The organism is Achromobacter sp. UMC71, assembly GCF_014170305.1.
Taxonomy (GTDB): Bacteria; Pseudomonadota; Gammaproteobacteria; order Burkholderiales; family Burkholderiaceae_B; genus Achromobacter.
In genome coordinates this window covers 1-17378 of sequence record NZ_LZZT01000052.1, presented here as the reverse complement: position 1 = coordinate 17378, position 17378 = coordinate 1, and the positions used below count along the sequence as shown (strand labels likewise).

Sequence of the window (17378 nt, the reverse complement as noted above, 5' to 3'; positions counted from 1 at the left end):
GCCCTGGCCCCCAAGCCTGTCCGTCACAACCCGCGCGTATCGCCGCGCGGCGTAGGGGCGGGGCCGCAAGGCCCCGCCCGCGATGCATTTCCCGAGAACCACGGCTATGGAAATAGACCACCAGAAGACCCAGCAATTGGCGGAGAAGTACGACTCGGAAATCCGCTTTCGCCCGCTGGACAAGACCGCCACGTGGATCGTGTCCGGCCTGCTCGTCACGCTGTCCCTGTTCCACTACTACACGGCGGGTTTCGGCCTGCTGCGCGAAGCCACGCACCGCGGGGTGCATCTGGCGTTCGTACTGAGCCTGATCTTCCTGGTGTTCGGGTTTTCCAAGTCGCACTACCAGCGCGAGCCCCGTTCCACCTGGTATGCGCCGGGCGGCATTCCGCTGTATGACTGGCTCATTGCCGTGGCGCTGGCGTTGTCGGTGCTGTATATCCCATACATCTTCGAGGACCTGGCCTTCCGGGTGGGCAACCCGATGCCCCTCGATGTCTTCATGGGTTCGATCCTGCTGATCGGCCTGCTCGAAGCCACGCGCCGCGCCATGGGCTGGCCCCTGCCCATTATCGCCATCGTGTTCATGGCCTACGCCATGTTCGGGCCGTATTTCCCCGGGCTGCTCAAGCATGCGGGCAACAACTGGTCCCAGATCGTCAACCACATGTACCTGACCAGCCAGGGCGTGTACGGCGTGGCGGTGGGCGTGGTGGCCACGTATGTCTTTCACTTCGTGCTGTTCGGCGTGCTGGCCACGCGCATCGGCCTGGGCCAGCTGTTCCTGGACGTGGCGTCCACCATCGCGGGGCGCTATGCCGGCGGGCCGGCCAAGGTGTCGGTGTTCGGCTCGGCCATGTTCGGCATGCTGTCGGGCTCATCGGTGGCCAACGCGGTCACGGTGGGGTCGCTGACCATTCCCGCGATGATCCGCGTCGGCTATCCGCGGCATTTCGCCGCCGGCGTCGAGGCGGCCAGCAGCACGGGCGGGCAGATCACGCCGCCCATCATGGGCGCGGCGGCATTCCTGATGATCGAATTCCTGGGCATTCCGTACCAGCAGATCGCCATCGCCGGCATCTTCCCGGCGTTCCTGTATTTCTTCGGCATGTTCATGCAGGTGCACTTCGAGGCCAAGCGCGAAGGGCTGCGTGGGCTGACCGAAGCCGAAATGCCCAAGCTCAAGCAGTCGTTCAAGATGCGCTGGCCGACGCTGATTCCGCTGTTCCTGCTGATCGGGGTGCTGGCCAGCGGCCGCACGCCGTACCTGGCGGCGTTTGCCGGCATTACCGGCTGCATTGTGGTGGGGCTGCTCAATCCGTTCCAGCGGCTGCGCTGGCGCGACCTGTACGAAGCGTTCGAGACCGGCGCGAAGTATGCCCTGGCCGTCGGCGCGGCGGCAGGCACGGTGGGCATCGTGATCGGCGTGGTGACGTTGACCGGCGTGGGCTTCAAGATCTCGTACATCGTGATCGCCGCCTCGCAGGCGCTGGCCGGCGGCGCCGCGATGGTCATTCCCGACGCGCTGGCCGACTTGCAGTCGCTGACGCTGATGGCCGCATTGATCATGACGGGCATCGTCTGCATCCTGATGGGCTGCGGCGTGCCCACCACCGCCAACTACCTGATCATGGTCGCGGTGGCCGCGCCCACGCTGGTGCAGTTGGGCGTGCAGCCGATCGCGGCGCACTTCTTCGTGTTCTATTTCGGCATCCTGGCCGACATCACACCGCCGGTGGCGCTGGCGGCCTACGCGGCGGCGGGCATGGCGGGCAGCGATCCGTTCAAGACCGGCAACACGGCGTTCAGGCTGGGCATCACCAAGCTGATCGTGCCCTTTGTGTTCGTGTTCTCGCCGTCGCTGCTGATTTCCGTGCAGGGCTTCACCTGGTACGACTTTTTCGTGACGCTGTTCGGCTGCATGGTCGGGCTGGTGCTGCTGTCGGCGGCATTCTCGCGCTACATGCTGGTGGGCATGAAAAGCTGGGAACGCTGGCTGTGCACCGTGGGCGCGTTGCTGACCATCATTCCGGGCCTGGCGAGCGGGCTGGTGGGGCTGGCGATCTGCATCCCGGTGTTCCTGCGCCAATTCGCGCAGCTCAAGCTACAGGCCGTTCCCAAGACAGCCGAAGGCGTGGGTCCTTAAGGGGGACACGACACGGGCGCGGGGCGTTAAAAAGGGGCAGACCCTTAAAGGCTGCCCCTGGCGTAGGGGAATCGCTAATTTTGTCAGCATCGGGGCGCAGAATGTGTGACTGTAGCGGGCCGGCGACGGCCCGCGTCATTCCGCCTTTTCGCCGGTTGCCCGGCTAAATAAATCAGCGTAAAGTAAAATTCATGTTTGCTGGTCTGCCGATATGCGGGCCGACTGTGCAAACAGGCACAAAACTGCGCCATATGTTCGATATCCTGGTTTATCTGTTCGAGAATTACTACACGCCGCAAGCCTGTCCTGCCGCTGACGTGCTGGCCAAACGGCTAGCCGCTGCCGGGTTCGAGCACGAAGACATCGATGATGCGCTCGGGTGGCTATACGGCTTGGCCGAAACCACCGAACGTTGCGTCGATCTCGCCACGGCGCCTACCACCGGCACCCGGATCTACACCGATAACGAATACCAGCAGCTCGGCACCGAATCCATCGGCTTCATCGCCTTCCTGGAATCGGCTGGCGTGCTGCCCGCGCCGCTGCGCGAAATCGTTATCGACCGGGGCCTGGCGTCACCGGAAAGCCCGGTGCCGCTGGACAAGATCAAGATCATCGCCCTCATGGTTCTCTGGAGCCAGGAAGCCGAGATCGACAATCTGGTCCTGGAAGAGCTGCTCGACGAAGACGGCGTGCGCCTGCTGCACTAAGGCGCCGCTCCCCGCCAGGACCTGCTCGCCGACGGCGTTGCGTGCATCCGCGCGCGGCGCCGTCATGCCTTGCCCCCGCCGTAACCCCGTTACCCCGTCCGCCGCACCGTGACCTACACCGGCCGCTTCGCCCCCAGCCCCAGCGGCCCGCTGCACGCGGGGTCGCTCGTGGCCGCCCTGGCCAGCTGGCTGGATGCGCGCGCGCACGGCGGCCGCTGGCTGCTGCGCATCGAAGACGTGGACACGCCACGCACGATGCCCGGCGCGGCCGACATCATCATGGCGCAATTGCGGGCCCTGGGCCTTTATTGGGACGGCGAGGTCATCTGGCAATCGCAGCGTGGCCAGGCCTACCAAGCGGCCTTCGATGCGCTGGCGGCGCGCGGGCTGGTCTACGGCTGCGGCTGCACCCGGCGCGAAATCGCCGATTCGGCGTTACGCGGCCAGGCCGCCCCCGGCGCGGATGGTGAACGCCCCTATCCCGGCACCTGCCGCCATGGCTTGCCGCCCGGCCGCCAGGCCCGGGCCTGGCGCCTGGTGATACCCGATGGGCTGGAACGCTTTGAAGACCGCTGGCTGGGGCCGCAAGAGCAGGACGTGGCCCAGGCCGTAGGCGATATCGCCTTGAAGCGCGCGGACGGCCTGTGGGCCTATCAGCTGGCCGTGGTGGTGGACGACGGGTTCCAGGGCGTCACCGACGTGGTGCGCGGCGCCGACCTGCTCAGTTCGACGGCGCGCCAGCGGGTGCTGGGCCGGCTGCTGGACCTGCCCCCGGTGCGCTATCTGCATGTGCCGCTGATCCTGGATCCCGCCAGCGGCCTGAAACTATCCAAGCAGAATGGCGCCCCGGCCATCGATACCCACGCGCCCCTGGCGTCGTTACAGGCCGCCTGGCACGCCTTGGGTTTTGCGCCCCTGGCGGCTGATGGCGTCGAGGCCTTCCTGGGCGAGGCGACGGCGCGCTGGGCGGCGCGCTTTCCCTAGGCCTGTTAACACTAAAGGAGCCCCGCGCAGGCCAGTAATCGGTCGCCAGACTAGGCGCGGTCGCCGCCGCCCGGCTGGGTTTGCGCCCAAGCGGCCGCGTCGCCGCGGCCCGCTCGTCATAGCGGTTGCAGATCTTCGCCCAGCATGCGCACCAGCAACGCCTCGCCATTGTCGGCCACGCGCAGCTCGCCGAACTTGGCGACCTCGTAGCGCTTGGCCTGGCCTTCCGGGAAGAAATAGGCGTTGGTGACGATGCGCACGCTGTTGTCACGGACGCGGTAGCGCAGCGGCACTTCGGCCTCGGAATGCGGCTTCGCGTCGGGCTGGATCCGCACCGGCTGCCCCACGCCGCGCGCATCGACCGTCAGCATCACGTAGCCGTCGGGTTCGAAGCCCATCACCGAGTCGTCGTCCTTGCGATCGCCGCCCAGGCGCAGGCGGGTGACTTCACGGCCGGCGGCGAAATTGAGCGCCATGTAGTCGCCCTGCATCAAAGAACGGGGGTCGACCGGCGCCAGCTCCAGGATCACCACCTTGCCGGTGGCCAGCAGCTTTTCGCGCTGCCAGATGCCGCCGTTGGCCACCACCAGCACCAGCGCCAGGCCGCCCAGGATGGCCAGGGTGCGCCAGCGCAGGGCGCCGGACACGGGCGGCAAGGGCACCCGCCGCGACGGCGCCTGGGTGCGCATCAGCCGCGGCACCAGCCACACCAGCACCCGCAGCACGAACAGCAGCACGGCGGCGCCGCCCAGCCACAGGGCTTTTTGCAGAAGCGGCACATCCAGCTGGTAATAATAGATACCCAGGTACGCCAGCAGGCTGAGCACGCCGAACAACGCCACCCGCGGCTGGTTCATGCCAAAGCCCAGCAGCAGCCAGGCCAACGCGAAGGCCACGCCCGGGCTGGGCAGCCAGAACAGGGCCAGCAGCAAGAGGGCAATGGGCACGCCCCAGGTGACGCCGGCCGTGAGCACATGGCGCCGGGGCCACAGCACCGCCAGGGCCGCCGCGGCGGGCAGCAGCGCCCCCGCGCACACCAGCACCGCGGTCTGCGGATTCAGTTGCCACATGACCGGCAGTTGCTGGATCGCCAGGCCGCTGGCCAGCCAGACCATGCCCTGCACCGACAGCAGGAACGCCCAGGCCAGCGGCTGCAGCGTGTGGCTGCGCTTGCCGCCCAGGCGATGGGCCACCGTCAGGAGCACCGCGGTGGCCCAGGCGCCAGTGACGGCGATGGGCAGCCAGACGAAGGCGGCATGCGCCATGTCGAAGTCCAGCAGGGCGTCCAGCATGTCGCGGCGCATCAGGTCCGGCGCCAGGGTGCGCCAGATCAGGCCGGCGCCGGCCATGGCGATGAGCAGGCCGCTGAGAAAGCGCAGGATCACGTCCGGCCCCAGCACGTAGACGGCCGTGGCCAGCAACATCACGAACAGGCAGGCATTGGCAAACGAGGTCGAGCTGGACATGCCGTAGATGATGAGGATCTGCCCGGCGAAGGCCATGGCCGTGCCGCACTGGCGCCAGAACGGCCCGGCGTCGCTGCGCAGCACCGCCACGCCGGCGGCGCACAGCACCAGCCCGGCGATCAGCGCGCCTTCCTCTGAATTGATCACGCCGGAGAACGCCACGAACACCAGCAGCAACAACGTCGCCAGCCAGGCGCTCAGGCCCAGCAGGCACTGCACGTACCAGGGCGGTTCGGTATGCGGCACCGCGGGCGGCGCGACTTGGGCGACGGGCTCGCCCGCCTCGGCGGGGTCGACCGCAATGCCGGCCGAGGCGACGGCCGGCTCGGAATCGGCGGGCGCGGCCGCCACTTGCGGCGGCTGGGCCAGTCCGCGCAGCCAGCGCGCGGCCCAGACGGCTTCAGCCATCAGCAGCGCCGCCAGGGGCAGGGCCGCCCAGACGCCGGGTTCAAGACGCAGCAGCCATTCGCCCACTACCCGCAGCGACACGCAGATGACGCCAGCGGCCAGCATGGCCAGGATGACCAGGTCGCGCCGGCCCCGCTGGTAGTAAAAGCCCAGGCCCAGGGTGACGGCCAGCCAGGCGATGCCACTGGTGACGCCTGCGCTGCGGCCGATGAAGGCGTCGGACATCAGCGACATGACCAGCACGCTGATTGTCAGCGCGGCCAGGACGCGCGGACCGATGAGCGTGCTGGCGCGCCAGCGGCGGGCGGCGATTTCCCAGCCCAGCAACATCAGCAGGTTCAGGGCGGCGATGAACAGGCTGGCCAGGCCCGGCCCGCCCAGGATCAACCACCAAGTGAAGGCGCGTTCGCCCAGCCACAGGACCAGCGCCACGTTCATCACCAGCGCCCACAGCAGCCAGACGGCCTGACTGGCGGCGGCCAGCGCCCAGGGCAGCAGCAGGACCGCCCACCAGGCGAACAATTCCCAGGTATCGGCGCCAGTCTGGTAAGTTTGGCCTAATAACGCGAGCAAGGCGCCCAGCAATATGCCGGCTAGGGCCAGCAGCGCGCCGGGAATGCTGCGGCGCACGCCAGGGGTACCGCGCAGACGCAGTCCGGCCCAGGCCGCGGCCAGCGCGCTGAGAGCCAAAAGGCCCTGCACGCCCGCAAAGCGCTGCACTTTTGTCATGTCTTGCCAGTTGGCCGCGACCCAGCAAACCGCGGCGCTGCCGAGCAGCAAAACGCCTAGCCACAGCGTGCTTCGCGCCAGGAATTGACGCCAAGCGTGCAGTTCGGATCCCGCTTGTCTTTCAGTGCCGACTTGCATCTGGCGAATCTCCGATCTTATTATCCGCGCTACTAAGGCGGGACTACCGCCACTGGATACACATGAATAAAACGCTGATTATTGCCGAGAAGCCCTCGGTGGCCCTTGATATATCACGCGCCTTGGGAGGCTTTGCGCGCGAGGGCGACTATTTTGAAAGCGAACGTTACGTACTCGCGTCCAGCATAGGCCATCTGCTGAGCTTGGTGGCGCCCAATGATCCGGTCAAGGGAAAGTGGAGCTTCACGCACCTGCCCGTGATTCCGCCCGAATTCGAACTGGGCCCGACCGACAAGAAGTCGGCCGAACGCCTGAAACTGCTGGTCCGCCTGGCCAAGCGCAAGGACGTCGATGCCATCATCAACGCCTGTGACGCGGGGCGCGAGGGCGAACTGATCTTCCGCTACATCATTCAGTACGCGGGGGTGAACAAGCCCATCCAGCGCCTGTGGCTGCAATCCATGACGCAGGCCGCCATCCGCGAGGCCTTCGCCAACCTGCGCGACGACAGCCAGCTCAAGCCGCTGGAGGCCGCCGCGCGCTCGCGCGCCGAGGCCGACTGGCTGGTGGGCATCAACGGCACGCGCGCCATGACCGCCTTCAACAGCAAGGACGGCGGCTTCTTCAAGACCCCCGTGGGCCGGGTGCAGACCCCCACGCTGGCGATCGTGGCCGAGCGCGAAGAGCGCATCCGCCGTTTCGTGCCGCGCGACTATTGGGAAGTGCGCGCCACCTTCGTCGCGGCCGCCGGCCTGTACGAAGGCCGCTGGATCGACCCGGAATTCAAGAAAGACGACCGCGACCCCGAAAAACGCGAATCGCGCCTGTGGTCGCAAGCCGCCGCCCAGAGCGTGGTGGCCGCCTGCCGCGACCAGCCGGGCAATGTCACCGAGGAATCCAAGCCGTCGACCCAGATGTCGCCGGCCCTGTACGACCTGACGTCGCTGCAGCGCGAGGCCAACGGCCGCTTCGGCTTTTCGGCCAAGACCACCCTGGCGCTGGCCCAGACCCTGTACGAACGCCACAAGGCGCTGACCTACCCGCGTACCGATTCGCGCTACCTGCCCGAGGACTACATCGCCACGGTGCAGGAAACGATGCGGGCGCTGGCCAAGGGCGGCTCGAACGCCGTGGGCGGCCTGTCGCGCCACGCCGAAACCGTGGTCAGCCAGCACTGGGTCAAGCCGAACCGCCGCATCTTCGACAACAAGAAGGTGTCGGATCACTTTGCCATCATCCCCACGCTGCAGATCCCGCATGACCTGAGCGAAGCCGAGGCCAAGCTGTACGACCTGGTGCTCAAGCGCTTCCTGGCGGTGTTCTTCCCGGCGGCCGAATACCGCGTCACCACCCGCCTGACCGAAGTGCAGGGCCACCGCTTCCGCACGGACGGCAAGGTACTGGTCAATCCGGGCTGGCTGGCCGTCTACGGCAAGGAAGCCCAGGGCGAAGACGCCAACCTGGTGCCGGTGGGCGACGGAGAAACCGTCCGCACCGAGGACGTCGAAGCCGTGGGCCTGACCACCAAGCCGCCGGCGCGCTTTAACGAAGGCACGCTGCTGTCGGCCATGGAAGGCGCCGGCAAGCTGGTGGACGACGAAGAATTGCGCGAGGCCATGTCCGAGCGCGGCCTGGGCACGCCGGCCACCCGCGCGGCCATCATCGAAGGCCTGCTCAACGAGGTCTACCTGCGCCGCGAAGGCCGCGACCTGGTGCCCACCGCCAAGGCGCGCCAGCTGATGACGCTGCTGTCCGGCCTGGACGTGTCCGAACTGACCTCGCCCGAACTGACCGGCGAATGGGAACACAAGCTCAAGCAGATCGAGCAGGGCGCGCTGGACCGCCAGGCCTTCATGCGCGAGATCGCCCAGATGACCCAGGTCATCGTCAAGCGCGCCAAGGAATACGAGCGCGACACGGTGCCCGGCGACTACGCCACGCTGCAGACGCCGTGCCCCAAGTGCGGCAACGTGGTCAAGGAAAACTACCGCCGCTACGCCTGCACGAACTGCGACTTCTCGATCGGCAAGCACCCGGGCGGGCGCACGTTCGAAATTCCGGAAGTCGAGGAACTGCTGGCCAAGCGCGAAATCGGCCCGCTGCAAGGCTTCATCAGCAAGATGGGCCGGCCATTCGCCGCCATCCTGCGCATCAGCGACGAGTACAAGCTGGAATTCGACTTCGGCCAAAGCGACGAGGACGACAACGAAGCGGTGGACTTCTCCGGCCACACGCCGGTGGGCAGTTGCCCCAAGTGCCAGTCGCGGGTGTTCGAGCACGGCATGAGCTACGTCTGCGAGAAGTCGGTCGGCCCGGAAAAGACCTGCGACTTCCGCTCGGGCAAGGTCATCCTGCAGCAGGAAATCTCGCGCGAGCAGATGGAAAAGCTGCTGACCAACGGCCGCACCGACCTGCTGGACGGCTTTGTTTCCAGCCGCACCAACCGCAAGTTCAAGGCTTTCCTGGTGCGCCAGCCTGACGGCAAGATCGGCTTCGAGTTCGAGCCGCGTCCGGAGAAACCCGGCCGCGCCCCGAGCAAGACGGCAACGAAGACGGCGACCAAGACGGCCACCAAGACCGCTGCCAAGAAGGCGCCGGCCAAGAAGGCGGCCGTCAAGAAGACCGCAACAAAGACCGCAACCAAGACGGCCACCAAAACGGCCGCCAAGAAAGCGGTGAAGAAAGCCGCGCCCAAGAAGACCGCGGCCTAACGCCGCGACGGACGCCGCGCCTGTCGTGCGCGGCACCACGGAAACGCCCGGGCGACCGGGCGTTTTCCATTGTTGGACCGGAACCGCTGCGGTATTGTTGTCGCCAAACAGCGGTAACCCAATCAACGCCGAGGATGACATGAGCACCCGCCCCCAATTCACTACCCGCCGCCGTGTGCTGGCCGCTGCCGGCGCGCTTGCCGGCTTCAGCCTGCTCGATGGCCGCGTGGCCTTCGCCCAGCCCAAGCTGGGCCGCGTCGTCTACGGCCAGGGCAGCATCGACCCGTTCTTTGCCGCGGGCTACGTTGCGCTCAAGAAAGGCTACTTCGGCGACGCCGGCCTGGAAGTCGAATATCTGAATTCGCAAAGCGGCCCGCGCACCAACCAGCTGCTGGCGGCCGGCCAGATCGCGTTCGGCGCCACCGCCGCCACGGCCGCCCCCGCGTTGACGCTGGCCGGCAAGCCCGCCACGCTGGTATTCGGCTTTGACCGCAAGCTCACCTACGCCAATGTCATCGTGCGCCGCGAGGACTTCGACAGCGGCAAGATCAAGTCGCTCAAGGACCTGGCCGGCAAGCGCGTGGGCGCCACCCAGCCGCAGTCCAGCACCTGGCTGATGGCGCTGTACCTGATGCAGAAGGCCGGCGTGGCCGACAAGGTCGACATCCGCCCCCTGGGTGACCTGGCGACCATGCTGGGCGCGCTCAAGACCGGCTCGGTGTCGGCCAGCATGGCCACCATGTCGATGATGGAACAGGCCCGCCAGGAAGGCTGGGGCGTGCCGATCTTCGACGCCACCACCGAGAGCTCGTGGAACGAGTTCATGGGCGGCGACGTGCCCGGTATTGCGGCGTTGACGCTGCAGGACACCATCCAGAAGCGCCCGGAAACCGTGCAGGCCTTCGTCACCGCGCTGGTCAAGGCGCAGGATTTCATCTCGGGCCACAGCGCCGCGGTCGTGGCCGACGCCATCTACGACGACTACCTGAACGCGTTTCCGCGCGCGGCCATCGAAAAGACGCTGGGCGTGTACCAGGAAACCGTGTTCCTGAAAGACAACCTGATCACGCAGGACGCCTACGACCGCATGACGGCCATCATGGGCGATGGCCGCCAGTTTTCGAACGACGAGATCAAGACCGTGCCCTACGCCCGGTGCGTCGACATGAGCTTTGTGCGCCGCGCGCGGGGGCTCTGATGATCACGCTGGACAGCGTCGGCAAGGCCTACCAGACCCGGCAGGGCACGACCCACGCGGTGGGCGAGGTCAGCCTGGAGATCGCGGCGGGCGAGTTCGTATCCATCGTCGGCCCCTCGGGCTGCGGCAAGAGCACGCTGCTGAACATGATTGCCGGCTTCCTGCCGCCCACCACCGGTCAGATCCGGGTCGATGGCCAGGTGGTCGACGGCCAGGTGCCGCCGGCGCTGGGTTACATCTTCCAGAAAGACACGCTGCTGCCGTGGTTCAGCGTGAAAAAGAACGTGGCCCTGGGCCTGAAGTTCCAGGGCGTGCCGCCTGCCCGCATTGCCAGCCGCGTCGCCGAGCTGCTTGAACTGGGCCACCTGACCGACTTCGCCGATGCCTTTCCGCACCAGCTGTCGGGCGGCATGCGGCGGCGCGTGGCGCTGCTGATGAGCCTGGCGGTGGAGCCGCGCATCCTGCTGCTGGACGAACCCTTCGGCGCCCTGGACACCCACACCAAGACCCACCTGCACCGCGAGCTGATGGAGATCTGGCGCAAGCTGGGCCAGACCGTCGTGCTGGTCACCCACGACCTGGACGAAGCCATCCTGCTGTCGGACCGCGTGGTGGTGCTGTCCGGCCCGCCCAGCCGCGTGCTGCTAGACGAGCGCATTCGCATTCCGCATCCACGCGACGTCTTCACCGTGCGCGAAACGCCGCAATTCGTCACCCATGTGCAAAGCCTCTGGAGCGTGCTGGGCCAGCAGTTCCGCGCCGCCGCGTAGATTCCCATGACCGCATCCCCTATCGCCGATACCCTGCAGGACCAGCTGCGGCTGGACCGCCGCGCCAGCGCCGCGCGGCGCCTGCGCATCACGCTGTGGCAAGTGCTGATCCTTGCCCTCATCCTGGGCTCTTGGGAGACGTTGACGCGCATCCCGTGGTTCACGCAGAACACGCTGTTCGATCCCTTTTTCATCAGCCAGCCGTCACGCGTGGCGGTCCGGTTGTGGGAATGGCTGCAACCCGGCCCGCGTTCGGTCTGGCCGCACCTGTGGCTGACCCTGCAGGCCACGCTGGTGGGGCTGGTAGTGGGCGTGGGCAGCGGCTTCATCGTCGGCATGACGCTCAGCCGCAGCCGCTTCCTGGCCGACGTCTTCAACCCCTTCATCGTGGCGTTCAACTCGATGCCGCGCATCGCCTTCGTGCCGCTGATCACCATGTTCTTTGGCCTGGGCCTGGCGTCCAAGGTGGTCACGTCGTGGTTCGTGGTGTTCTTCCTGGTGTTCTTCAACACCTACAAGGGCGGACGCAGCGTCGAGCGCGAGCTGGTCGACTTTTGCCGCACGCTGGGCGGCTCGCCGCGCCAGATTCTGTGGCGCGTGCGCATTCCGACCGCGGCGGCCTGGACCTTTGCGTCGCTGCCCAACGCCATCAGCTTCGCGCTCATCGGCGTGGTGCTGGCCGAGTTCGTCGGCTCGACCACCGGCATGGGCTATTTGATGATCACCGCGCTGGCCACCTTGAACGCCACCGACATGTTCGCGGCCGTCACGCTGCTGTCCATCGTCGGCATCGTGCTGGTGTACTGCGTCACCTGGCTGGAACGGCGGCTGCTGCATTGGGCGCCGGAGTTCCGCGAATGAATGGAACCCGACCATGACAACGTCTTTGCCTTATCTGCAGCACTTCGACCTGAGCGGCCAGGTCGCGCTGGTGACCGGCTCGGCCCGCGGCCTGGGCTTGTGCATCGCCCGCGCCTTGGCCGGCAGCGGCGCGCGCGTGCTGATCAATGGCCGCAACGCGCAAGCGGCCGAGACCACCGCGGCCGCGCTGCGCGCCGACGGCCTGGACGCCCATGCGCTGGCGTTCGACGTGAGCGACGACGCGGCCATGGCGCAGGCGTTCGACCGCATCGACCGTGAACACGGCCGCCTGGACATCCTGGTGAATAACGTGGGCGCGCGCAACCGCAAGACGCTGGCCGACACCAGCGCGGCCGAGATCCGCGAATTGATCGACACCGACCTGGTGGCCGGCATCCTGCTGGCCAAGCTGGCCGCCGAACGCATGGTGCGCCAGGGCGGTGGCCGCCTGATCGCCATTACGTCGGTGGTGGGGGAACTGGCCCGCGCCGGCGACGCCGTCTACCCGGCGGCCAAGCAGGGCCTGACGGGCCTGGTGCGGGCGCTGGCGGCGGAATTCGGCGGCCGCGGCATCACCAGCAACGCCATCGCGCCGGGCACTTTCGCCACCGAAACCAATGCCGGCATGGTGGCCGACCCCGCCGTCGGGCCGCGCATCGCGGCGCGCAATCCCATCGGCCGCTGGGGCGAACCGGAAGAGATCGCGGGCGCCGCGGTGTTCCTGGCCTCAAAGGCCGCGTCGTACGTCAACGGCCACGTGCTGGTCGTGGACGGGGGCTTGTCGATTCAGTTCTAAACGGCAACCCGAATTAGACGGCGAACCGAAGGACCGCACGCCGCGAGCAATTGGTTTTCAGCTGCTCGCCAGAAAAGCCGCCCGGCCGCCCGAAGGCCGGGCAGCCCCCTCGGGGGGCAGCAAGCGCGCGAAGCCGCGCGCGGCGTGGGAGCTAGCACCTTCGGCGTGGGGGTCAACTCTCGTCTTGGTACCAGACGCCTTCGGCCAGCATCATTTTCTGGTGGCCGTGGCCGGCAGGCATCATCGGGAAGCAGTTTTCCTGGGCGGCGACCGCCACATCCAGGAAGTACGGGCCATCATGCGCCAGGCACTCGGCCAGCGCGGCGTCCAGCTGTGCCGGGTCGTCGACCCGCGCCGCGCCCCAGCCGAAGGCGCGCGCCAGCGCCACGAAATCGGGCAGCGACGCGTTGTAGCTGTGGCTGTAGCGGCCGCCGTGGATCAGTTCCTGCCACTGGCGCACCATGCCCATGTAGCCGTTGTTGCACAGCACGACCTTAACGGGCGCCTGGTGCTGCATGGCCGTGGACAGTTCCTGGATGTTCATCAGCACCGACGCGTCGCCGCTGACGCACACCACCGTCTTGTCGGGATGCGCGATCTGCGCGCCGATCGCGGCGGGCACGCCGTAGCCCATGGTGCCGGCGCCGCCTGACGTGAGCCAGCGGTTCGGCCGGTCAAAACGCAGGTACTGCGCCGCCCACATCTGGTGCTGGCCGACATCGGTGGAGACGATCGCGTCGCGGTCCGCCAATGCGGTGTTCAGGCGCGACATCAGGTGCTGCGGCAGGATGGCGTCAGCCGCGGGCGTATAGCCCAGGCAGTCCTGGGCGCGCCACGTCTGCACCCGCGCCCACCAGGGCGCCAGCCGGGCCGGGTCCAGCGGCGCGTCGCCCAGCTCGGCGTGCAGCGCGCGCACCAGCGGCAGGCAGTCGCCCACCAGCGCCACGTCCACCCGCACCACCTTGTTGATGGATGCCGGATCGATGTCGATGTGGATCTTGCGGGCGTGCGGGCAGAATTCGGACAGCTTGCCGGTGATGCGGTCGTCGAAACGCGCGCCGATGCACACCACCAGATCGGCATTGTGCATGGCCAGGTTGGCTTCCACCGTGCCGTGCATGCCCAGCATGCCGACGAACTGCGGATCGGACGCCGGAAACGCCCCCAGCCCCATCAGCGTCAGTGTGCAGGGCGCGCCGCTGGCGCGCACCAGCTCGGTAAAGGCGGCGCAGGCCTCGGGGCCGGCGTTCACCAGCCCGCCGCCGCCGTAAAAGATCGGCCGCTTGGCCTGGGCGATCAGCGCGGCGGCGCGGCGCACGGCCGACTGCGGCAGCTTGGCCGCAAGCTTGCCGGCCTGGCGCCGGGCGCGCAACGCGGCCAGCTTCTGCTGCGACGGCGCATATGAATCATCGTCGGCATCGCGCGGCACGGCCAATTGCACGTCTTTCGGAAAATCGAGCAGCACAGGACCGGGCCGGCCCTGGCGCGTGAGTTCGAAGGCTCGGGCGGTCACGGCCGCCACGTCGTCCACCGCGCGCACCTGGGTGTTCCACTTGGTCACCGAGCGCGAGATACCGATGGCATCGCATTCCTGGAAGGCGTCGGTGCCGATGGCCGCCGTGGTGACCTGGCCGCTGATACACAGCACCGGGATCGAATCGCACATGGCGTCCAGCAGGCCGGAAGTGGTGTTGGCCATGCCGGGGCCGGACGTCACGAAGACCACGCCGGTGCGGCCGGTGCTGCGGGCGTAGCCCTCGGCGGCGTGCACGGCCGCCTGTTCGTGACGCACCAGCACGTGGCGCAGCCGCGGCTCGGCATACAGGGCGTCGTAGAGCGGCAGCACGGCCCCGCCGGGATAGCCGAACACGGTATCCACGCCGTGCGCAATCAGCGTATCGAGCAGAATCTTGGCCCCATTCGCAGGGGGCGTAGCAGGGGCGGCAAGCGCAGTGACGGCGGAGGGGTGCAGGCGATCGTTCATGCTATCCATCTTAGGGGGAAGTCCGAAGAATTTTTATCTTCTTTTCCGCGAATTGCCGTCAAACGCAGTAAATTTGTCTGCGAATGGGAGGAAACAAAGAAAATGAACCTGGACAAGTTTGATTTGGCGATTTTGCGAGTGCTGCAAGAGAACGCCCGCGCCAGCCTGAACGACATCGGCGCCGCCGTGGGCCTGTCGTCCACGCCGTGCTGGAACCGGATCAAGAGAATGGAGGCCGCCGGCGTCATCCGCGGCTACACGGTCGACATCGACCCGGCCAGCCTGGGCTTCATGGACACCGTCATCGTCCACGTCACCCTGGAAAGCCACAGCGAAGAAACGCTCTATGAATTCGGGCGGGCGCTGGCCCAGATCCCGGAGGTGCTCGAAGCCTTCCTGGTGTCAGGCGACTATGACTACTACATCCGCATCGCCGTGCGCGACACCCGCGACTACGAGCGGCTGCTGCGTGAGCAGCTTTATCGCATCCCCGGCATCCGCCACAGCAAATCCTGCTTCGTGCTGCGCCGGTTGAAGGAAACCATGCTGCCGTTGACCGGCCCGGCTGCCTGACCGGGCGCCATCAGGCCGATGGCCCCTGGCACGCCGTTGCGGCGTGCACGACAGACAGCCGTTGGCGTTGCCCCAAGCGGGGAGGGCGGCTGCCGGCCCCTTATCGCAGTACGAAATCGACCGGCGTGGCCGCCTCGGGCAGGGGCCGCACACCCAGGCCTTCCAGCAGGTCGATCTCGATCACCCGCGCCAGCGCCGACAGCGGCAGGTCGTTTTCCTCGAGCCCGAACGGATCTTCCAGCTCGTCGCCCAGCGCATCCAGCCCGAAGAACGTATAGGCGATGATCGTGACCGCCACCGGCATCAGGTATTCCAGCGTGCCCACCAGCCCGAACGGCAGCAGCAGGCAGAACAGCCAGGCCGTACGGTGCAGCAGCAGGGAATAGGCATAAGGCGAGGGCGTGAACTTGATCCGTTCACAGGCGGCCTGAATCGCCGCGCACTGGGCCACCCGCTGGGTCAGCCCCTGGTACAGGATGTCGCTCAGTTCCCCGCGCCGCAAACACGCCGCCAGATCGCGGTTGATCGCCATCAGCAGCGCGTCCGGCACATTGCGGCAGCCGGCCAGCGTATCCAGTTCGTCCTGCTGCACCCAGGGCTGCGCCGCCGCCACCATGTCCTGGTCGCGCAAGCGCGCCGCCAGCGCATAGCCGAACCCGATGCAGCGCCGCACCAGCCTTTCCTGCAGCGGATTGGCCGTGCTGGCTGCCAGCAGGACCGCGCTTTCGCGCGCCAGGCTGCGGGCCTGCACGATCAGGTCGCCCCACTGCTTGCGCGCTTCCCACCAGCGGTCATAGCAGACGTTGTTGCGAAACCCCATGAACACCGACAGCGCCAGGCCGAACAGCGAAAACGGCACCGCCGACAGATGCGTGGGTGAAAACCACTGCCGGTGATACATCCACACCACCACGCACGACAGCAGCGTGATGACCAGGATCCGGCTGAAGATGCGGGGAATGATGGAGCCGCGCAAAACAAAGAACAGAGCCAGCGCGGAAGGACGCGGACGGACGATCATGGTGCGTATCGGTAAGGAACAAGGCGGCGCTCACTATACGCCTGTCATCGTGTCATGAGCGCGCCGATATAATTCTGTTTCGTCTCACCGCCCCACCCGCCGCCAATGACCACCGAAGACACCCCAATCAAGCCCTGGCACGTCGTGCGCCGCTCCAAGCTGCACGGCAACGGCGTCTTCGCCGCCCGCAAAATCCCCGCAGGCACCCGCATCATCGAATACGGCGGCGCCCGCATCAGCGCCAAGGAAGCCGACCGTCGCCACCCCACCAACCCGGACGACCCCTTCCACACCTTCTTCTTCGCCCTGAGCTCCGGCCGCGTCATCGACGGCGGCGACGAAGGCAACGACGCCCGCTGGATCAACCACTCCTGCGAGCCCAACTGCGAAGCCCAGGAAGGCAAGCACGGCAAACGCGTCTACATCGTCGCCCTGCAAGACATCCCGCGCGGCACCGAACTGTCCTACGACTACGGCCTGGTCCTGGACGGCCGCATCACCAAGGCCCTGAAGCAGGGTTACCGCTGCCTGTGCGGCACCCCGCCGTGCCGCGGCACCATGCTGGCCCTGCCAAAGAAAAAGAAAAAGACGGCGGCCACCGAGAAAGACGCCGCGCCGCAAGCGGCGGAGTAAAACCGGGGCAGGGAAGATCACCATGCTGCCGTCCCCAAGGACATCATCCCGACGGCCAAGCGCCCCCCCGGCGAGGCCACGAGCAGCGGCCACAGCGCACCGCTAACGCAACTGCGCCCCGCCGCAAGACTCCCAAATGCCAAAGAAGACCGCCCGCGCGGTCGCTTTGGCGACCCCGCAAAATCCTCCACCCACCCCCAACCCTTGGCAAGAATGCCAAGCACGCCACCCGCCCCAGCAACCGCAAAGA

At 67.1% G+C, this 17378-nt stretch carries 13 protein-coding genes; 10 read left to right on the top strand and 3 right to left on the bottom strand.

The window, feature by feature from the left end; genetic code table 11:
* The first annotated feature begins 106 nt into the window (after positions 1–106).
* From A9974_RS25875 to gluQRS, 3 genes are all read left to right on the top strand, one after another.
* The gene (locus tag A9974_RS25875) at positions 107–2146 is read left to right on the top strand and encodes a TRAP transporter permease (RefSeq protein WP_183007038.1); all 2040 of its coding nucleotides are present in this window, start codon (positions 107–109) and stop codon (positions 2144–2146) included.
* A 251-nt stretch (positions 2147–2397) separates the two neighbouring features.
* Positions 2398–2856, top strand: a complete 459-nt coding sequence (locus tag A9974_RS25870) for a DUF494 family protein (protein ID WP_183007037.1) — start codon at positions 2398–2400, stop codon at positions 2854–2856.
* Between the two features lie 108 nt (positions 2857–2964).
* Positions 2965–3840: a tRNA glutamyl-Q(34) synthetase GluQRS gene (gluQRS, locus tag A9974_RS25865; protein ID WP_183007036.1), complete on the top strand. Its 876-nt coding sequence runs from the start codon at positions 2965–2967 to the stop codon at positions 3838–3840.
* A 116-nt stretch (positions 3841–3956) separates the two neighbouring features.
* On the opposite strand, the gene A9974_RS25860 is transcribed toward gluQRS, so the two are convergent.
* Positions 3957–6581, bottom strand: a complete 2625-nt coding sequence (locus A9974_RS25860; RefSeq protein WP_183007035.1) for a GDYXXLXY domain-containing protein — start codon at positions 6579–6581, stop codon at positions 3957–3959.
* Positions 6582–6643: 62 nt separating this feature from the next.
* Here A9974_RS25860 and A9974_RS25855 point away from each other — a divergent pair, with 62 nt between their 5' ends.
* The 5 genes from A9974_RS25855 (at position 6644) to A9974_RS25835 (ending at position 12917) form a co-directional block, all read left to right on the top strand.
* Positions 6644–9292 (top strand): DNA topoisomerase III, encoded by a 2649-nt coding sequence (locus A9974_RS25855; RefSeq protein WP_183007034.1) that lies wholly within the window; start codon positions 6644–6646, stop codon positions 9290–9292.
* Positions 9293–9431: 139 nt separating this feature from the next.
* On the top strand, positions 9432–10490 hold the full coding sequence (locus tag A9974_RS25850) for an ABC transporter substrate-binding protein (protein WP_183007033.1): 1059 nt from the start codon (positions 9432–9434) through the stop codon (positions 10488–10490).
* Positions 10490–11260: an ABC transporter ATP-binding protein gene (locus tag A9974_RS25845; RefSeq protein ID WP_183007032.1), complete on the top strand. Its 771-nt coding sequence runs from the start codon at positions 10490–10492 to the stop codon at positions 11258–11260. The genes A9974_RS25850 and A9974_RS25845 overlap by 1 nt, the downstream gene beginning before the upstream one ends.
* Positions 11261–11266: 6 nt before the next feature.
* Positions 11267–12121, top strand: a complete 855-nt coding sequence (locus A9974_RS25840; protein WP_183007031.1) for an ABC transporter permease — start codon at positions 11267–11269, stop codon at positions 12119–12121.
* 13 nt (positions 12122–12134) lie between these two features.
* Positions 12135–12917 carry an SDR family oxidoreductase gene (locus A9974_RS25835; RefSeq protein ID WP_183007030.1) on the top strand — a complete coding sequence of 261 codons (783 nt, stop codon included), beginning with the start codon at positions 12135–12137 and terminating at the stop codon, positions 12915–12917.
* Positions 12918–13089: 172 nt separating this feature from the next.
* Here the strand turns inward: A9974_RS25835 and ilvB are convergent, their stop codons facing one another.
* Positions 13090–14910 (bottom strand): biosynthetic-type acetolactate synthase large subunit, encoded by a 1821-nt coding sequence (gene ilvB / locus A9974_RS25830; protein ID WP_183007029.1) that lies wholly within the window; start codon positions 14908–14910, stop codon positions 13090–13092.
* A 93-nt stretch (positions 14911–15003) separates the two neighbouring features.
* On the opposite strand from ilvB, the gene A9974_RS25825 reads away from it, so the two are divergent.
* A complete protein-coding gene (locus A9974_RS25825; RefSeq protein WP_183007028.1) occupies positions 15004–15474 on the top strand; it encodes an Lrp/AsnC family transcriptional regulator in 471 nt (156 codons plus the stop codon).
* A 100-nt stretch (positions 15475–15574) separates the two neighbouring features.
* Here A9974_RS25825 and A9974_RS25820 read toward each other — a convergent pair whose 3' ends face one another.
* Positions 15575–16495 carry a bestrophin family protein gene (locus tag A9974_RS25820; protein ID WP_183007027.1) on the bottom strand — a complete coding sequence of 307 codons (921 nt, stop codon included), beginning with the start codon at positions 16493–16495 and terminating at the stop codon, positions 15575–15577.
* A gap of 105 nt (positions 16496–16600) precedes the next feature.
* Here A9974_RS25820 and A9974_RS25815 point away from each other — a divergent pair, with 105 nt between their 5' ends.
* Entirely contained in the window at positions 16601–17128 is a 528-nt protein-coding gene (locus tag A9974_RS25815; RefSeq protein ID WP_183007026.1) for an SET domain-containing protein, read from the top strand.
* Positions 17129–17378: the final 250 nt, after the last annotated feature.